This window comes from Taibaiella lutea, assembly GCF_008629695.1.
In the GTDB taxonomy this organism is placed as follows: Bacteria; Bacteroidota; Bacteroidia; order Chitinophagales; family Chitinophagaceae; genus Taibaiella; species Taibaiella lutea.
In genome coordinates, this window is sequence record NZ_VWSH01000001.1 from 397,013 (window position 1) to 415,392 (window position 18,380).

At 38.9% G+C, this 18,380-nt stretch carries 14 protein-coding genes; 4 read left to right on the forward strand and 10 right to left on the reverse strand.

All coding sequences use genetic code 11. The features are described from left to right. Window positions 1-52 precede the first annotated feature (52 nt). Window positions 53-1,186 carry a formimidoylglutamase gene (locus F0919_RS01715; protein WP_150030980.1) on the forward strand — a complete coding sequence of 378 codons (1,134 nt, stop codon included), beginning with the start codon at window positions 53-55 and terminating at the stop codon, window positions 1,184-1,186. 214 nt (window positions 1,187-1,400) lie between these two features. Here F0919_RS01715 and F0919_RS01720 read toward each other — a convergent pair whose 3' ends face one another. The 3 genes from F0919_RS01720 to prmC all read right to left on the reverse strand — a co-directional run bounded on the left by F0919_RS01720 (window position 1,401) and on the right by prmC (window position 4,806). Continuing rightward, a complete protein-coding gene (locus F0919_RS01720; protein WP_150030981.1) occupies window positions 1,401-3,077 on the reverse strand; it encodes a C45 family autoproteolytic acyltransferase/hydolase in 1,677 nt (558 codons plus the stop codon). A 220-nt stretch (window positions 3,078-3,297) separates the two neighbouring features. Then, a complete protein-coding gene (gene frr, locus F0919_RS01725; protein ID WP_150030982.1) occupies window positions 3,298-3,861 on the reverse strand; it encodes a ribosome recycling factor in 564 nt (187 codons plus the stop codon). Between the two features lie 87 nt (window positions 3,862-3,948). Continuing rightward, window positions 3,949-4,806 (reverse strand): peptide chain release factor N(5)-glutamine methyltransferase, encoded by an 858-nt coding sequence (prmC, locus tag F0919_RS01730; RefSeq protein ID WP_150030983.1) that lies wholly within the window; start codon window positions 4,804-4,806, stop codon window positions 3,949-3,951. Between the two features lie 206 nt (window positions 4,807-5,012). Between prmC and recN the strand changes: the two genes are divergently transcribed. Then, window positions 5,013-6,671, forward strand: coding sequence for a DNA repair protein RecN (gene recN, locus F0919_RS01735; RefSeq protein WP_150030984.1), 1,659 nt, complete (start codon window positions 5,013-5,015; stop codon window positions 6,669-6,671). 837 nt (window positions 6,672-7,508) lie between these two features. On the opposite strand, the gene F0919_RS01740 is transcribed toward recN, so the two are convergent. Further along, a complete protein-coding gene (locus tag F0919_RS01740) occupies window positions 7,509-8,537 on the reverse strand; it encodes an Omp28-related outer membrane protein (RefSeq protein ID WP_150030985.1) in 1,029 nt (342 codons plus the stop codon). 163 nt (window positions 8,538-8,700) lie between these two features. After that, the gene (gene dnaG / locus F0919_RS01745) at window positions 8,701-10,641 is read right to left on the reverse strand and encodes a DNA primase (RefSeq protein WP_150030986.1); all 1,941 of its coding nucleotides are present in this window, start codon (window positions 10,639-10,641) and stop codon (window positions 8,701-8,703) included. Between the two features lie 243 nt (window positions 10,642-10,884). Here dnaG and F0919_RS01750 point away from each other — a divergent pair, with 243 nt between their 5' ends. Then, window positions 10,885-12,900 (forward strand): hypothetical protein, encoded by a 2,016-nt coding sequence (locus tag F0919_RS01750; protein WP_150030987.1) that lies wholly within the window; start codon window positions 10,885-10,887, stop codon window positions 12,898-12,900. Between the two features lie 136 nt (window positions 12,901-13,036). Beyond that, complete coding sequence (locus F0919_RS01755; RefSeq protein WP_150030988.1) at window positions 13,037-14,317, forward strand: chloride channel protein; 1,281 nt, start codon at window positions 13,037-13,039, stop codon at window positions 14,315-14,317. A gap of 2 nt (window positions 14,318-14,319) precedes the next feature. On the opposite strand, the gene F0919_RS01760 is transcribed toward F0919_RS01755, so the two are convergent. The 5 genes from F0919_RS01760 to F0919_RS01780 form a co-directional block, all read right to left on the reverse strand. Then, entirely contained in the window at window positions 14,320-15,414 is a 1,095-nt protein-coding gene (locus tag F0919_RS01760; protein ID WP_150030989.1) for a lipase family protein, read from the reverse strand. Between the two features lie 90 nt (window positions 15,415-15,504). Beyond that, entirely contained in the window at window positions 15,505-16,734 is a 1,230-nt protein-coding gene (locus F0919_RS01765) for a serine hydrolase domain-containing protein (protein ID WP_150030990.1), read from the reverse strand. A 139-nt stretch (window positions 16,735-16,873) separates the two neighbouring features. After that, on the reverse strand, window positions 16,874-17,464 hold the full coding sequence (locus F0919_RS01770) for an acyl carrier protein phosphodiesterase (RefSeq protein WP_150030991.1): 591 nt from the start codon (window positions 17,462-17,464) through the stop codon (window positions 16,874-16,876). A 54-nt stretch (window positions 17,465-17,518) separates the two neighbouring features. Continuing rightward, window positions 17,519-17,944 carry an SRPBCC domain-containing protein gene (locus F0919_RS01775; RefSeq protein ID WP_150030992.1) on the reverse strand — a complete coding sequence of 142 codons (426 nt, stop codon included), beginning with the start codon at window positions 17,942-17,944 and terminating at the stop codon, window positions 17,519-17,521. Between the two features lie 32 nt (window positions 17,945-17,976). After that, window positions 17,977-18,378 (reverse strand): hypothetical protein, encoded by a 402-nt coding sequence (locus tag F0919_RS01780; RefSeq protein WP_150030993.1) that lies wholly within the window; start codon window positions 18,376-18,378, stop codon window positions 17,977-17,979. Window positions 18,379-18,380 lie beyond the last annotated feature (2 nt).

The following is an 18,380-nucleotide window of genomic DNA, read 5'->3' on the forward strand; positions in this document are numbered from 1 at the left end:
AAATTTCCTTCCTTATGGTATCTTTACCCGCACAATAAAAGATAATATTTTCATGGACGATTTATATTCGTTTTTTGCTACCAAACATTTTGCAGAACTTCCTTTGAATGATGCCGAACACGATTTACAAATAGGTAAAAGGATTCAGGCCGTTACAGATTACAACAACGACTGGAGCGAGGCCGAAATCGTTATTATAGGTTGCGGTGAACAAAGAGGGAAGGATATGCAGGCACCTTACAGCAATGCTGCAGATGCAGTCAGGGCTGAATTATACAAGATGTATGACTGGCACACTTCTATCAAAATTGCCGATATGGGCAACATACTGGAAGGTGCTACACCCGGAGATACACGCGCAGCATTACGTACGGTATTGCAGGAAGTAGAAGCTACGGGAAAAATTGCAATTGTTATCGGCGGTTCGCATGATTTGACATTACAACAATATGAAGCTTATAAAAAAGCGGAAAAAACCATCAATGCGGCAGTCATTGATATGAAAATAGATCTGGAAGAAACCGAAGGCATAAGTGATACAGGTTTCCTGATGGATATGCTTACCGAACAACCAAATTTCATACGTCATTTCAGCCATCTCGGGTTTCAAAGTTATTATGTAAACCCTGCCATGCTTGAAACGCTTGACAAGCTTCGCTTTGATTGCTTCAGGCTTGGAAGGGTGCGCGATAATATGGAAGAAATGGAGCCGGTTTTACGCAACTGCGATTTGCTTAGTATAGATATGAATGCGGTGAGGCATTGTGATGCACCTTTTGTCAAAGACGGTTCTCCCAATGGTTTCTTTGGCGATGAAATCTGTCAGCTTACCAGATATGCCGGAATGAGCAGTCAGTTATCTTCATTCGGGATTTATGGTTATGAACCTGCTCTGGATCTGAATCGTCAGGGTGCAAAGCTGGTTGCACAAATGCTTTGGTATTTTGTGGATGGATATCTGATCAGGAAAAATGAAGCAGCGCTTTCCAGTTTAGATGAATTTATCGAATACAATGTTGCATTGACAGGCAATGATACACAGTTTTTAAAAAGCAAGAAAACAAATCGCTGGTGGATGCAATTACCGGACGGAAGTTATACCCCTTGCAGCTATAATGACTACCTGACCGCCGGTAATAATGAAATTCCGGAACGCTGGTTCAGAGAGCAGGAAAGGATAGTTTAAATAAGTTGCCTTAAAATGAAAGCCGATAATAATTTATCGGCTTTCATTTTTTAATTACAGCATTAAAACGAGGCAATTATTAATTATAAAATAAAATATAAAAGATCACATTCTCCGGTTTGTCGTTTTTGGCATGGTTTTTGCACTAAACCATACATCTTTTCATAGTGTGCGGTTATGGTTCACGCGTCCTTCATTTTATGGAGGGCGCTTTCTATTTTCTGTTACTACTCATTTTTGCACATTCTTTTATCTTATCTTCTATTGCTTCCCGTTCCTTTACTGTTGCAATTTCTTTTGTAAGTGCAATACGATAATTTTCAATAGCGGCTTTATAATTTTTATGTGCTTTATAATAATCGCCTGTTAACCTGTAAGCATCGTAGTACTGCGGATCATTCTGAACGAAATTATTGACATTAATATTCAGTTTATCCATCCAGTCCATTTTTGTCTGCCGGAACAATAAAAACTTACGATAAACATCCGATTGAAGAAACGTGTCAGGCGCTATATTCAGATTTTCGTCAGCAATTTCAACATCCTGATGCAGACCATTCATGGCAAATATTTTCCGTAAATCGTAACAAACATATGCACCCATTTGCCAGGGCGAAGTGCTTACCCACATTCGCAAACTGTCCGGCATGAATATTACAGAATGGTGTGCCACAAACTGGTTAACAGCTTTTTCATTTCCTACTCCGATATCTGCTCCACCCAATCCCTTATAATCCCTGAGAATATTGGCAACTTTCTGCGGGGTCAATGGATAATTTTGTTGCAACAGTTCCTGTGTACGCTGGAACCTGTATACAGAAGCGCTTCCTGCCATTTGTTCTTCGTTCAGCTTCTGTGTTTTAAACAAATCGCTCTGATAATGATTGGCACATTCAATATTGTCTTTATTCGGGTCATAAACCGCCAAAGTATCGGGCGTCTTTTCTATGATAACAGATTTATGGTCTGCAGCGGAAGCAACCAGAAAACTCTCACTGACAAACATTTTCCTTTTATGTGCAATAGCTACAGCTTCCTTAATATTTCCGGCATATTGCAACACTTCTCTTGCTACCAGCGAAACAGGTGTTGCCGCTCCTGTGGGAATAGATGACCTTGCTGCATTAATGGTTACAGACAGGCCTTTATCATTCATACCTGAAACGACTCCGATAAAACCGCCCCATGTCACGAAAGCAAACTTATGACCCATTGAAGGCGCTACAAAAGAGACAATCTTATTCTTTGCAAATTCATCGCCTACCCAGAAATCAAAATTACGGCCTACAATCAAAGCACCGTTTTCAGTCTTCGTGTCCCAGGCGCTGAAAGACGTACAACCTACCAACATAAGATTTTGTAAAGCATGACCGATATCGTGCGCCGCATGGTAATTCAACTGACGGGAATAATTAGTACCAATCCACTGAAAACTATCGGAAGCTGCCAATGAAATACCATAAATCTCCTCTTTATACTCCTCTGTAACATGTGCCGGCAAATCACGGTTCATGAAGCCGACAATGTATTTCAGGAATTTGAGGTAAGAAGAAGAAGGAATCATTTTCTTTATCTGGTGCGTAAAAGCTTCTTCCTGAGAAACCACTAACTCCTTAGATAATTTCCCGTTTATAACACCCCGTTCAAAAGGCGTACCGGAGGTGTACATTTCGTACAAACCGTATTTATTTTTACGTAACCAATTATTGCCTATGGTAAATGCAGTGCTGTCTATATTCCGGCGTTGCAATTGTTCGGCACTCCTGTCTGAAACAACAGGCGGCTTTGCATCTGAAACTTTCCAGACATAAAAACAGAAAATGAGAACGGTTATAAGAATAATGCCTATAAACCAGGCAAAAAATCTGAGTATTTTCTTAAGAATGCGCATGTGCGGCAAAGATAGGAAGCATGGAGGTAATTAAATGGTTAAATGGGTGGATTGGTGTATGGCCGGATGATTGAAAAAACTGCTGAACTAAAAGTTGCTGTTATGGTGCCGGTCCCCAGCTTTTAAGATTTGTCAACTTTTGAAAGTTGACAATCTCTTTTTTACATCTGTACAAAAAAGCCGCGCAAAATTGCGCGGCTCTACAATATTTTAATAAAAATCAGATAGTCATGATTTCTTTCTCTTTGTCTTTGCAATGTTGGTCAACAGCAGCTATATTCTTGTCCGTAATACCCTGAATGCGTGTTTCCGCATCTTTTGCTTCATCTTCGCTCAAACCGTCTTTCTGTAGTTTCTTCACTTGTTCAATCATATCACGACGGATATTTCTCAATGCAATTTTGCCTTGCTCACCCTCAGCATTTACTCTTTTCACCAATTCCTTACGACGTTCTTCCGTTAATGGCGGTAAAAACAACCGAATCATGATACCATCATTCTGCGGTGTAACACCCAGATTAGCTTGCATGATAGACCTTTCTATAGGCTGGATCATGCTTTTTTCCCAGGGCTGTAAAGTCAGTGTACGCGCATCGGCTACCGTTACGTTTGCAACCTGGTTTAAAGGCGTCGGAGAGCCATAATAGTCAACCATCAAACCTTCCAGCATTTGCGGGTTTGCTTTCCCCGCTCTTACTTTCTGTAATTCGCCTTCCAAGTGAACAATGGCTTTGTTCATTAAATCACTTGTATTATGAATAATATTATCTACTTGTTCAGACATAATTTAATGTGTTTTTCAAGGGTAGCAAAAGTAACAAACAGGAATTCAAATGCCAAATTTTAGATTTGAGATGTTAGTGTCCGGGATTCAGGATTTCCAAGCCATCAGCATCCGGTCATTTTCCTGCATGTCCTTTCTTAATGTTGTATGCCAGTTCCTGCTATTGTAAAAAGACTGCGTTTCCTTTGCAAAATCCCGGTGTAATTCCATGAAAAGAACGCCGCTCTGATGCATTTTTTCCTGGGCGAAACCTTCAATGGCTTTATAAAATTGCTGTGCATCATTATTTGTCACGAATAAAGCCTGATGCGGTTCATATTGCAAAACATTCGGCAAAATAGTTTCTTTTTCCTGTAAAGTAATATAAGGAGGGTTACTCACTATAACATCAAATTCAGGGAGCAAGCCCCATGTTGCCTTGTCTAAAATATCGTTTTGCCTCCAGTCAATCTCCAGTCCGGTATCATTGGCATTCTTTTTAGCGATGTTCAATGCCCCTTCAGCAATATCAATAGCGGTTACTTTTGATTCCGGAATATGCTTTTTCAATGCCAGTGCGATGCAACCGCTACCTGTTCCGATATCTAAAATAGCAGGCTCTGTTATGTTTTGCGATTGACAATATTTAATAATCCAGTCTACCAATTCTTCGGTTTCCGGCCTTGGAACCAAAACATTTTCATCCACAAACAATTTCATATCCATAAAATAACATTCGCCCAAAACATATTGCACAGGCCGGTGTTGCAGCAATTCATTGATATAACCCTCCAGTTCCGCTTGCTGCAAATCCGTCAGTTCCTGCTTTGCATTCATTTTTTGTATCAGTCTGGTAAAGCCTGTAAGCGATTCCAAAACCCATACGGTTATGTTTTCTGCTTCTGAAACATCATATATTGTCTGTAATCTTTCGGTTAAATATTGATGCGCATCCTGAATTGTCATGCGGCAAAAATAGATTTTAAACAGAAAATATTATCCATAAAACCTTATAGGTTTTTGAAACCTATAAGGTTTAGGAGTTGAAACCTATAAGGTTTAGGAGTTGAAACCTATAAGGTTAAGTTTTGAAACCTGTAAGGTTTACCGCAGAAATAATTCAAAATGGCTTTTATTCCTGACACAACCATTAAATTTGCCATTGAATCATTATGCTACAGAAATTATACATCCGCAATTACGTACTCATAGATAAACTTGAAATTACATTCGACCCTTACCTGAATGTAATAACAGGCGAAACCGGTGCCGGTAAGTCTATTATACTCGGCGCATTATCGTTGATTCTCGGCGAACGTGCCGACACTTCCGTGCTGATAAACCGTGAAGATAAAAGTGTAGTGGAAGCCAGTTTCAAAACCGAAAAGAATATCTATTTCAATAGTCTGTTAAAGCGTGAAGAGTTAGACATCGAGCCTGTTACTATTATCCGCAGGGAAATAAGCGCAAGCGGTAAAAGCAGGGCTTTTGTAAATGATACGCCTGTAACGCTTACAACATTGAACGAGCTTACATCGGCATTGGTGGACATGCACAGGCAATTTGACAACCGCGCCTTGCAGGAGAATACTTTTATGTATGAAGTGATAGATGCTGTTGCGGAAAACCAGTCATTGTTGCAGGAATATAAACTACAATTCTCAGCCTATAAACAATTGCAACAGCAATATAAAAAATTGGCTGAAAGTCAGAGCCAGTGGCAGAAAGAAGCTGATTACAAACAATTTCTTTTTGATGAACTGGAGCAGGCTGCGTTTAAGGAAAACGAGATAGAAGATGCAGAAATTCATTTAAAGCAACTGAGCCATGCGGAACAAATAAAAGCGACGTTGCAATTGGTTTACGGTTCATTGGAAGAAGGCGAACAGCCACTTAATAATGAATTAAAGCGCATGCTGCAACAACTGCAAACAATTGTAAATGTGCAGCCCGGCACCGAAGCATTAGTACAAAGAATGGAAAGTGCATTGCTGGAATTAAGAGATATAGCAGGTGAGCTGGATGACCTGCAAGGCAAAGTGGATTTGGATCCTGAACAATTAAGCTTTTTACAGGAACGCATTGATGCCGGCTACAGGTTATTTAAGAAACACGGCGTTTCGGCTACTGCAGAATTATTAGCCATCTATGCGCAATTATCGTCTGAACTGGAAGCACAAAACAATTCAGACACAGCATTAAAACAATTAGAAGAACAAATAGCGCAATCGGAAAAAGAGCTGAATCATCAGGCTAAAGAATTGCATAACCGGAGAATTAAAACGGCTCCTGAATTTTCAAAGAAAGTAAACGAATTATTGAAACTGGTTGGCATGCCTAACGCCATTCTTCAGGTAGAAGTCAGTGATTCCAAAGCCTTGCATGAATTCGGAACCGACCATATTCAGTTTATGTTTGACGCCAACAAAAGCGGCAAATTCTCCCCTGTCGAAAAAGCGGCATCAGGCGGTGAAATGAGCAGGATTATGCTTTGCATTAAAGCGCTGACTGCAAAAGCGCTGGCGTTGCCGACATTGATTTTTGATGAAGTAGATTCAGGCATTTCGGGTGAAGCTGCGAAACAGGTAGGCATACTGCTGCGTTCTTTAAGCCAGTATCATCAGGTACTCTGCATTACGCACCAGCCACAGGTTGCAGGTAAAGGCACCAGCCATTATTTTGTTTATAAAACTACAGGGACCGATGATAAAGTAAAAACAAATATCAGGCTGCTGGATAATGATGAAAGAGTGCGTGCCATTGCCCAGATGATTGGTGGTGAAAAGCCTTCTGAAGCAGCAATGGAAAATGCCAAAGAATTGGTTGGATAATAGCATTTATAAAAAGACAATAACTTAAATAGCCGCCTTTACAGGCGGCTATTTAAGTTCATAATCCTGAAAGAACAGCACAGAATAAATTTTCATCATGTCCGTAAGATGACAAAAAAGCACAAGATGAACATTTTTTCGTATCAATAAGTTCCAACTATTAAACAAATCTGTTACTATAATTAACTTATTTGGTAATCTAATTAACTTATTTGTTACTATAATTAACTCATTTGTTAGTTTAATTAACTTATTTGGCAATTTAATTAATTTATTTGGTAATTAAATTAATCCACATGCCACTATAATTCTCAAATAAGTTAATTTAATTCATCTTTATGAGAATAAAATTAACTCTGTTGACAATTAAATTTACATAAAAGTGAATTTAATTCACTTTTATGAGAATAAAATTAACTCCACTGACAATAAAATTTACATCTAAGTGAATTCATTTCATTTTTATGAGCATAAAACTATCTCTATTGACAATTAAGTTTACATTTAAGTGAATTAAATTCATTTATTTGGTAATTAATTTAACTTATTCGACAATTAATTTAACTTATTTAACAATTATACTTACAAATAAATGAATTTAATTCATTTATTTGTTAATAATAGTATCAAAATACGTTCATTATTTGTCAAAGGCTTGCTGCTTTCTTTCTACCAACCTAAAATGCCTGTGTGCCGTTCCTGTCAACAGGAATAGGCATACAGGCATTTTTTCAAATGAAATTGTGTTGAAGGGATAAGATAGAAGATTATAACATGGAGTGCAAACCCTGTTGTGTTAGTGATAATTTCTCCCTGTCCCTCAATTATACAGTTGTCTTAGTTGTTAATTATCAAAGCCTCATGCTGCACGCCTTCATTACCATATATATTAATGCTGTAAGCACCGCTCATTAACATGGATGTAGGAATAAAAACATTATTGACACCCGTAGCATAATCTTTTCCCTTAATAGTTTGCACCACCCTGCCGCTCATGTCGGTAACATTAATGCTTAAATAACTTGCCTTCGCTAAATCAAAAGATATATTAGCGCCATTTCTGCCTGCCGGATTGGGAAATAACTTAACTCCCTTAAGACCGGAAATTTCAGCAATGCCGGTAGTTGGCAGAGATGCTTTTTTTGCATTAACTACTTTGTAGGTTGTTCCTTCCTTTTTATAGATAATAACATAAACTTCCAGTTTATTCGCAACCCATCCCTGTGCAATATCCATTGTAAAAGCCTTTGTATATTCAGCATTGGCATTTACAGATCCATTCACCAAATTTTGTCCCCAGGGCGACAAATCCGTATTCATCGACCCCCTTAAAATATGATGATGGCCTACCATTCCTGTTTGCCCGTTCTGAGTAGCCAATACGCTATCTTCAACCACATAAGCGGCTACATAATAATCGCCGGTAGTATTAGACCAGAATTTTGTTTTGGTATTTAAGGTAATCTTATTATTGGCGATAGTGTAAACACCTGCAGGACTTACAACCGGGGCTGTTGTATATACAGGATTATACACATTTTGAACACTACTCAGAATAAACCCGCCGTCCGTATTATTCACCATAAAAGTAGGATACCCCGTTATCGGGAAATTACTTTCAAATGCATCGTAGCAATTTGCATCCATTGTTGCAGGCGTGCTGGAACCCATAACACCAATATAGTATCCTTTATCTCCTAAATCTCCGATAATATCTTCTGCTAATTCCCAGCCCCATTCACCACAAGGGCCGCACCATGTTTCTGTGAACTTGAAAACAACCGAACGGGATTTCATGTCCGGTACCTGGGCAAAAAGTGTTGCTGACGCACTAACGCATAGTGCTGCAAGTAATAGCTTTTTCATTTTTTCTTTGATTAAAATTGTGAGGCAATCATTTGGTCAATGTAAATTTAAAAATTTAGAATACATTAACAAATATCAAGACACAACATATCCATGCGGTTATCAGCTATTTGTACACTATTGATAAGGAGAGGGTTCCTTTGAAACGGGGGGAAGATTACTGTTATCTGATGATTACAATCTTCATCAGTTCTTTTTCACGTTGCTTTAGCGCCTGGTGTGATTTTTGCAACATCATTATTTTCTGAATGTCCTGCTCATGTTGCATCTGTTTCATGTTTTCATTCAGCAAACGGCGCAACAGCTTCAGTTCAAAGTAGGCAAAGGTGCTGTCTATTTCTTCAATATAGATTTGTTCGCCATGCAGCACTTCCACTTTATGCTTAATATGCCAGTTCTGGCTCGGCACATAATTGACATGTAATAAATCTGCCGTTTTCTGGCGTATTACTTTGTCAAGATGGCTTGTAAAGTGGCGATGGTCGGGTATTTGCTGTGTTTCATTCCACAGGTTATAATATTCCATAACCATGCGTTTTGCCAGCGGACTTTCAAGCAGCTCCAGATCTATGGTTTCAAAAAATATTTGAGCAACCGTTCCCTGCTCTTTATAATCTTTATTTCCGTACTCTAACAGAATACGCAATAATTGCCATTCTTCGTTGTATTCCTTCCGGCCAATCTCAACAATGATCGATTCACCGGTTTCTTCATCAAAATAAATTTCAGGTTCATCTTCCACAGGTGCAGACTGTCCCTGCTTGCGCTCCTGTTGCCTCTGGTCCTGATTTAACCTGTCCCTGATGAATTTATTGACAAGATTGATCAGGCCGCTTTCATCAATATCCAGTTGCCTTGCACTTTCCTTTATGTAATCGGCCTGAATGGAAAAATCTTCCGTTTTATTAATCTTCGAAATCGTTTCGGCAATTTCGTTTACAAGATGCGATTTTTTCACAGGGTCATTCCCTATTTCCTTCAAACCCAGTCCCAGCCTGAACCTTATAACATCCTGCTTGTTTTCTTCAATAAATTTATTGAAAGCATCCGCTCCCTTTTTCTGAACAAAACTATCAGGATCTTCCCCGTCGGGAAGCAAAACAAGCTTCACATTAAAACTTTCAGACAAAGCCATATCCAAACCACGCATGGCAGCTTTAATACCTGCAGCATCGCCATCATAAAGAATGGTAAGGTTTTTGGTGAGATTACTAATAAGCTTTAATTGCCCTTCGGTAAGGGAAGTACCGCTGGAAGAAACGACATTGGTAACGCCGCCCTGGTGTAAAGAAATGACATCGGTATAGCCTTCAACCAAATAGCATTCATCCAGCTTACCAATGCTTTGCCGCGACTGATAAAGACCGTAAAGCACTTTATTCTTTACGTACAATTCATTCTCGGGTGAATTGACATACTTAGGCGCATGTTCCGATTTTTTCAGGATACGTGCGCCAAAACCTAATATTCTTCCGGTATTGCTGAAGATGGGAAATATGACACGGCCTTTATAATTATCGTAAGCCCTGCCATCCCTGACCTTTATCAGGCCCGCTTTTTCAAGCAATTCCTGTGTATGGCCTTTTGCCAAAGCCTCTGTAATAAATGCATCCCATTTATCCAGGCAATAACCCAATCTGAATTGCTCGATAATGTTGTTACGGAAACCACGTTCCTGAAAATAAGCGCCGCCAATCAATTGGCCTTCTTCATCATTGTGAAGGATATCTTCAAAATATTTAGCGGCAAATTCATTGACAATGCGAAGGCTTTCTTCAATCTGCTGTTGTTGCTTATATTCCTGCGGAGCCTCCGTTTCGTTAAGCTCTATCTGATAATAATCTGCCAACCAGCGTATGGCTTCCACGAAAGAAAATTTCTCATATTCTTCCACAAAAGAAACTACATCACCACCCTTTCCGCAACCAAAACATTTATAAATACCTTTGGAAGGATTGACATTAAAAGAAGGTGATTTTTCATTGTGAAAAGGACAATTGGCTATATAGCTTGCGCCACGTTTGCGCAGCTTCAAAAATTGTCCGATTACTTCTACTATATCGCTTCTGTTAATGACCTGTTGTATGGATTCCGGTGCTATCATCTCGGTTGCGAAGTTAAATTAATTGTAGATAAACGTTGATGAAGGAACCGCACTATCTTAAAAAATATCAGCTATGGTTATAACACATTTATAATTAATAGCAATTACTCCACACATTATTCCAAAGTGTGCGAATCATTATTCCAAAACAGCATAATTATTCATCTGACATTCATTGAAATCATGCGCGTGTTTTGTTTTTCGGTATTTTTGAAACAGGATTACATCCAATTGTGAAATTTCATGAGATATAAGATTCAACTGCGCCTGTTATTTTCATTACTGTTATTAGTCATCTATAGTGTTGCCGCAAGCGCTCAGATAATCCCTGTCAACCATCCGCGCAATCCTCAAAAGCGTTATGAAATTGATGCAAAACGCACCGGAACAGATATTAACAGTAATGATGCCTTACCGCGGTCGAGAGAATTTTTGCGGATTGACAGCAGTTACTACATCGGGTGGATGTATGAAGGCATGTATAAAGTAAATCACGCCGCTGATTTTTTAGGTTATAAAAATGCCATCACGCCGCTGAAAAAAGCTATTTATCAGCTGGAACGCGATTATGCGCGTTTGTTAAGAATCCGTACATCAGACTTAATGACCTATTTTCCTGCTTACCGGTTTCACATGGATTATTCGGTTATAGCTTATAATCTGATGGAGTGCTATAACAATACCGATCAGCCGGAAGAAGCCATGAAGGTAATCCGCAGGACATTAAAATGGAATTTTGAGAATGAGGGATATATGCAGTCTTACGATTACCTTGCCTGGACAGTGCACCGCAATCGTTTTTATACTTCATCAAAGTATTCATTTCTAAAAGATAACATTAATGAAAATGAAAAATTAGCGAATGCTTACCTGGATTCGGGCTTAAGGAAAATACATCTGGATAATGATTTGGTAAAGGGTTTCTTCCCTGGTTACGAAGCGGCAGCCAGGCTTGGCGTCTATCATTATAAATCGCTTTTGTACAGTTATTCTTTAAAAATCGATTCTGCCAATAAATATTACAACTTACTAAAAGAAACGGCCGCATTTCCGCATAATAACTATGCTACTTTTCAGGCCATTCAGGGAAAATTCAGAACAGCCGAGAAAGAATATGAATTTGCCAGTATGCAGGATGGAGCCGACAAACGCCTGCAGGAATGGGCTTATTACGGTTCTATAATAGACATTTATAAAGCACATCCGGAGCGGGCTACTGCCAGTATGAAAGACATGATTAAGGCAGTCGGTTCCACGCCCGGTTTCGGATGGTACAATATAGCGCTGGCAAGGGCCTGCGCTTATAACGGCGACGAAAAGGAAAGCGAAAGATATATCAATAAAGCAGAAGCATTCAAGGAAGTACATATAGGAACAACTTTGGGGCAAAGCCATTATGATTTCAGCATCAATATGGTGAAACTGATGAATAATATTGAACGTATTCAACAAATAAAATTTGAAAACAAGGGCTGGTGGTATTCGCCCTCAAACCTTGCTGAGGTTGCAAAAGAGAATAGCCAGAAATATTTATTACAATATTTAATCGTCAATCAATTTGCCAATAATCCCGAACGTGACCTGGTTATTTACAGGTTGTTTTCAACAGAAAGTACTGTAAGCTGGGATGAAATATGGTTCCTGATGCGCGATTTCAGTACAAAATTTTTCATCTCAAAGTTTGAACAGCAGCTGAAGGATGACCAAAGGCCATTGGTAAAGAAGTATTTTAAACTGTTCATGGCAAAGCTGTATATGCAAAAGGGCAATTATACCGAAGCGCAAAAGCTTTTATATGACATTCTGAACAATGAAAAAACTGATATTGAATATGAGAAACTCTTTGCAGCCCGTGTGTATGAAGCTCTGGCATTGTGTGCCAAAGAGAAAGACAATGATCAGGAATACAACGAAAGCGTGAATTCTTTCTACATTAATTTTCCGCAATTGCTTCCTTTCTCAGATGTAAAACCAAACCTGCGGTTGAGCATCATCGGAACGCCTGATGCAAAGGTGATAGAACGTCTGAAAGATTGTAATATCAACTGGATTACAAAAGGCGGCACCGACGCTCCGGAAGTAACTTTTCTTTTTGCCAATAACGGCAAAAAGAAAAGCGTTACTTATTACGTAATGGGCAATGGCGGCAGGGAATTGGTAAAGCGCAGTACTTATACTTACACCGATCCTGATGAAGCAGGGTTGACCCTGGCTTATAAACTGTTCAAAATTGAAAAGCCCGCAAAAGAGCATAAATAAAGTTAATAACAAGTCAAATCCTGTATTATAATCAGCTGCCCGGCTTTCATAGCTTAGTTTTGCAATTATTTCCTTTCATAAGGCTTGCTTTTAAGACTGCCAATCGGCAATTACTGCCGCCTAACCATTTTGCAAAATGCGAAAAACTATAATCAGGTATAATTATTTTAAATTATTTCTCACCTCCCTTCTTGTCGGAATGCTGGCTACTATGATTGCCGACTCATTAAAAAGAATCACAGGTTATTTCCAGGAAAATATTTTCCACAAAGTAGAACAACTACCGTGGCTTTTTATCATATTGCCATCTGTAGGTATTACTATTATTTATTTCCTCAGGAAATATGCCTTCAGGAAAAAACAAAACAAGGGCATTAAAGAAATTTACAAAACCATTGAAACGCGCAATGATAACCTGCCTTTGTTCAAAATCCCTTCACATTATATCAATGGTTTCCTTACTGTAATATTCGGCGGCTCTACCGGCATTGAAGTTTCTACTGTGGTTGCAACGGCTACTGTAGGTGCGGTAGCACATAAAAAAGGGAAAATAGCTTTTGCCTACAAAACCGAATTAATATGCGCAGGGGTTGCAGCAGGTGTCGCTACTTTATTCGGAAGCCCCCTGGCCGGATTACTGTTTGCAATGGAAGTAATAGCGAGAAAAGTAAATAAACCCATTTTGGTCAGCTGCATCAGCGCTACTTTTGTTTCATGGTTATATATGTACAAAATGAATAGCGGCAGTATATTCCATTTTGTTGTTTCCGGATGGAAAGGAAACGCAATCCCTTATTTCATATTGCTGAGCATTTTAGCCGGTCTGTTAGCCGTTTATTTCACCAAGTCTGTTATTTTTATTAAAGAAAGGTTTGCACGGATTGACAATAATTTCTTAAGAGTCAATATAGGAGCTATTTTGGTGGGATTATCCATTTTCTTTCTGCCACAATTATATGGTGACAGTTATCATGGTATTTCTGAACTGATACAACAAGCACAACAAAACAAGCCGACGTTTTCTTTTACACTTATATTGATTGCCATAATCTTAATAAAACCATTAGTGGCATCGCTTACATTGGGTGCAGGTGGCGATGGCGGTGTGTTTGCACCAAGTATAGTGACAGGGGCGGTATTGGGAATGCTGGTGGCTTATACATGCAATCATTTGTTCGGCCTGCATTTGATAATACTGAATTTCGCTTTGGTAGGCGCCGCATCTATGTTGAGCGCTGCTATTCATGCGCCGCTGACAGCTTTATTTCTTGCATGCAGCCTGGTGCCCGGCGGCTATATTATTTTCATCCCTATTCTGACAGGCTCTTTCATTGCAAAATATACAGCTCAATTTCTTTGCAGCTATAATGTTTATACCTACAAAGAATCCAAACCTGCAAAGGTTTTAAAGGCATGATGCTAATGGCTTTCAGGCAATTTTTCGCTCAGGTATAAATAAGCCTGAAACATGTGATGAATGAAAACATTGCTTTCCGAATCGGGAAACCTTTTATAGTAAGTGCTGTCGGCATACAGTAATACATAATTACCTGTTCTGACGAAATCGGTGCTATGATAATAATCCGGTATTATCAGGTCAGGCAATTGCTTCTGTACCTGCTTTGAAACATAACGTCCGAGATATTTTTCATAAACACGTTGCGCTTTCAGACCGGGTTTGCTTAAACGATTGAAAACATATTTACCTACCCAGTTCATCGGAAACTTTTGCTTCTTCATTAATTTGGGCGCAACAGCAAATACATTGGTTTTATTAAAATCATGTAATGTCTGAATGGTAATGGGTGTTTCCGGAACCCAATCCGCCGTATTGACCACGTTATACGCCCAGCCGCCATTGGTTATTTTTTCATAATCGTAAGCAAAATAAAGATTGCCGGGTTTGGGCCCCGCGCTGCAATAAGTCTTGAATCTTATATCCTGTGGCAAAATGTTTTCCTGTTGGAGATTGTATAAATAAGCAGTCATTAAATAGGTTATGGCCCCACCCTGACTATGTCCCATAATGATGAAATCTTTAATACCCGATTGGTATAAAGAATCTATTTTAGGAAGGATTGTTTTGGAAAGATAAGCGGCACTTAGCAGCCAGCCTACATGTACGGCAGCTTTAGGATCATCTGCAAGATGGTAGGAAAAAGAATCCGTATTACTCAGATGCAATACCCCAACGGCAGGCACCATAGCGGAATAGAAATTTGCCATCCAGCTTTCTTTACTTGCGGTAGTGCCTCTTATACTGATAATTGCAACTTTATCTTTCCTTATATATAAATCCCAGCGATTCTCCAGGCCCACTACGGGTGAGCGATACAGGAAAGTGCTATTGGCAGGAAGCGGAATATTAGCACGAAATGCGCTATCGCCAAACATGGAGTTAACTTTCAGCAATTCAATATATTCCTGCTTATCAAAACCGGGTTTGAGATGTTGTGACCATCCGTTCAAAAATAAAAAGACACATGCAAACAGACACAGGATAGCACTTTTCATAATGATGGTATTTATCTCCTTTCTCCAATATACGGATATGAAATATTTATTGAAATGAGCAGGAACATTTCCGGAAAGAATACATCTATACTACTCTTCTTTATTGCCGCCGGCATCATCCCATTCCATATTGGAATGTTCTCCGGTATTTTTTACAATATTATAAACCGGTTTTGCCTGACGGTAAATAGCAGTGCTGTATTTATTGCCTAATACAATAATGGTAAAATTGTCTTTGATAAAACGATAAAAGACAGTGTTGTTGCCGTGCCACCATCCGTTATGATAAATAATTTTATAACCGTCATTAAATTGCAGCATACGCCATCCGAAACCATAATTCTTCACACCGGGCCTTTCATTGGAATAACCTGTGTATGCCATGTTCTGCACTTTTTCACTTAGCAAGGTATGATTGTAAAAAGATTGGTCCCAGCGGTACATGTCTTCAACGGTACTGTAAATCCCTTTATCGCCATACACACCGTCTTCGGGTGTTTCTTTATAAACAGACCAATTGTATTGATAGCTTTGCGTAACAAAATCATTGATATTGCTGCGGTCAGCAGGATCATAAACGAAAGTATGTTTCATGCCCAAAGGTTCAAAAATGAATTCTTTCATGAATTTTTTATAAGGCATTTTTGCAACTTCTTCAACAATCCTGGCGAGCATGGCAAAATTGGTATTGCTGTATTCAAATCTTGTATTAGGCCTGGAGTTCAATCTGGGTTTGAATTTTGCAAGCAGCTGCAATAAATCTTCATTATACATAAACGCACTGCTCTTCCAGTAAGTGTTGCCCATTTTTGTATAGTCCGGCAAACCGCTGCGCTGGCTCAACAACATTGAAACCGTAATTTCCGGATAAGGAAAATCTTTCAGGTATTTCTGAACAGGCGCATCAATATTCAAGTATTTATTCTGATATAGCCATAGTATTGCTGTCGCCGTAAACGGCTTTGAAGTAGAGGCTAACTGACTTGATATATTGCGGCCTAATTTAGCTCCTGTTGCTCTGTTGCTGTAACCAAAATAACGTTCGTAAAGAATTTTTCCTTTATAGCCCACAAGGACACTGCCGTTAAATCCGTGTGCTGTTTCCCTTCCGTAAAAAGAATCCAACCTTTTAATAATGGCCTGACCCTCTGCCGAATTGGTATCGGCAAAACTAAGCTTAATGGAAGAATAGGTAGTGTTATCGGGACGCGGCACCGGCGGGCTTGCCAGCGCATTTTGTTCCGAAACCGTCTGGCAGGCAACAAAAAATACTATAAAAGTTAAAAGGAAAAAAGATATCTTGAAGTTTGGGTTAAACATATTGGTTAATGTAATAAAAGCCTATGAATATTAATTATACATGATTTGCAAATTAAATCAAGATAGCTTTAACATCCAACAAATTAAAAAAATAAAAAGTTCAGGGTTGTGCTGACAAAGTTAAGCGCTTGGGTTCTTGTCAGATGTTGTTTAACTCATTTTTGACATATTTGCTGACGTCGTCTATAAAATCGAAATAATATTGGTTCAGTTCATAATAATGTCCCACTAAAATTTCATAGGCTTTGTCGCTGCTGTCAAGGTATTTTGCACGTCTCACAAGTCCGTCAAAAGAATTTTTCATGCCTTTTAACGTCCGGTAATTATACAGCCAGTTACTGCTTACCATATATGGCAACATCTTTTGAAATTGTTCCGGCAGCCATTCCCTTTGTTTATCCAAATCTGCATAAACCTTTTGAGAAAAATCAAACAGGCTCTTTTCGGCAGGAAAGAAGTGAGGATCGTTGGCAAGGAAATGGTCGTAAAGGCTGTCCACAAAAGCGCCGGCATACAATCGGTAATCAGGCCTGAACAGATTTTTGGCTTTCAGGCTTGCCGGATGTTGATCTGCAAAGGCATCAATTTTTCGATGCAATTGAATCCCTTTTTTTATATTTTCCGGAAAGGAATCTAAAATAACGGAACCTTTCACATAATCGCCTATCATATTACCGGCAAGGGTTTCTGGGTTGCCAAATGATAAAACAGCGTGTCCGAGATAATTCAAAATGTATAAATTAAAGGATAAGAAAAAGCCGATGGAACAGGAATGACAATATAATTATTCTTGAGATTCAGCTACTTGCTTCAATGATTGTAAGATAGCATTCTCTGCTCCTTGCGGGTCTTCCTGAACTGCGCCGGGCCTGTTGTCATGCTGAACGATAGTAAGCATTGTACCATTATCTTTTGGTTCCAGGAGATAACTCATTTCAAAATAATTTTCCGGCTTGTCCTCCAGGTCCGGTCTCGGTGCAAATAAACTATACCTTATACTTTCATAAGGATGAACTTCTATAACTTTCCCCCATTGCTCAAAAACCTTATCTTCCCATGCTGTCCTGAATTTGATAGGACTACCGGCTTCCCAGTTTGTAATAAGCTCGCTTCCGAACTGCCATAGCTTTACAAGTTCAGGCTGCGTTAACGCATTCCAGACATTTTCCTGCGTTGTATTGATAATTATGCTCGATATATTCCTTGCCATTATTGGTTGTTGATTTTTGGAAATATAAATGGTTAGTATTTTCTTGTGTATAACGTACCATTTTGTTCGTAACCTATCGGAAGCTTTAAGGTGTCTTTATTCAAAAAAAGAAGCTTTAAAGGTTTGGGATGTTCTTTTCTGCCTTCCTTTACAGAGCTTATTATTAATAGAGAATCATTAACAACTTTGAAAGAACCCATGTCTTCATATTCAACAGCACCGTCATCAATACTTCTTCCTAATTTCCAATTGTATTCGTTGGTAAATAACAGTTCTATTACAGTCTCATGTCCAAATGTACTATCCACCTCTTTCCAAATCCAGGTGCCCGCTAAAAACGGCGGAAGATTTCTTTTGGATACACTCTTTTTTTGAGCAAATAAAGTGACTGAGACTAACAATAAAACAACAGAGCAATAAAACAATTTCTTCACAA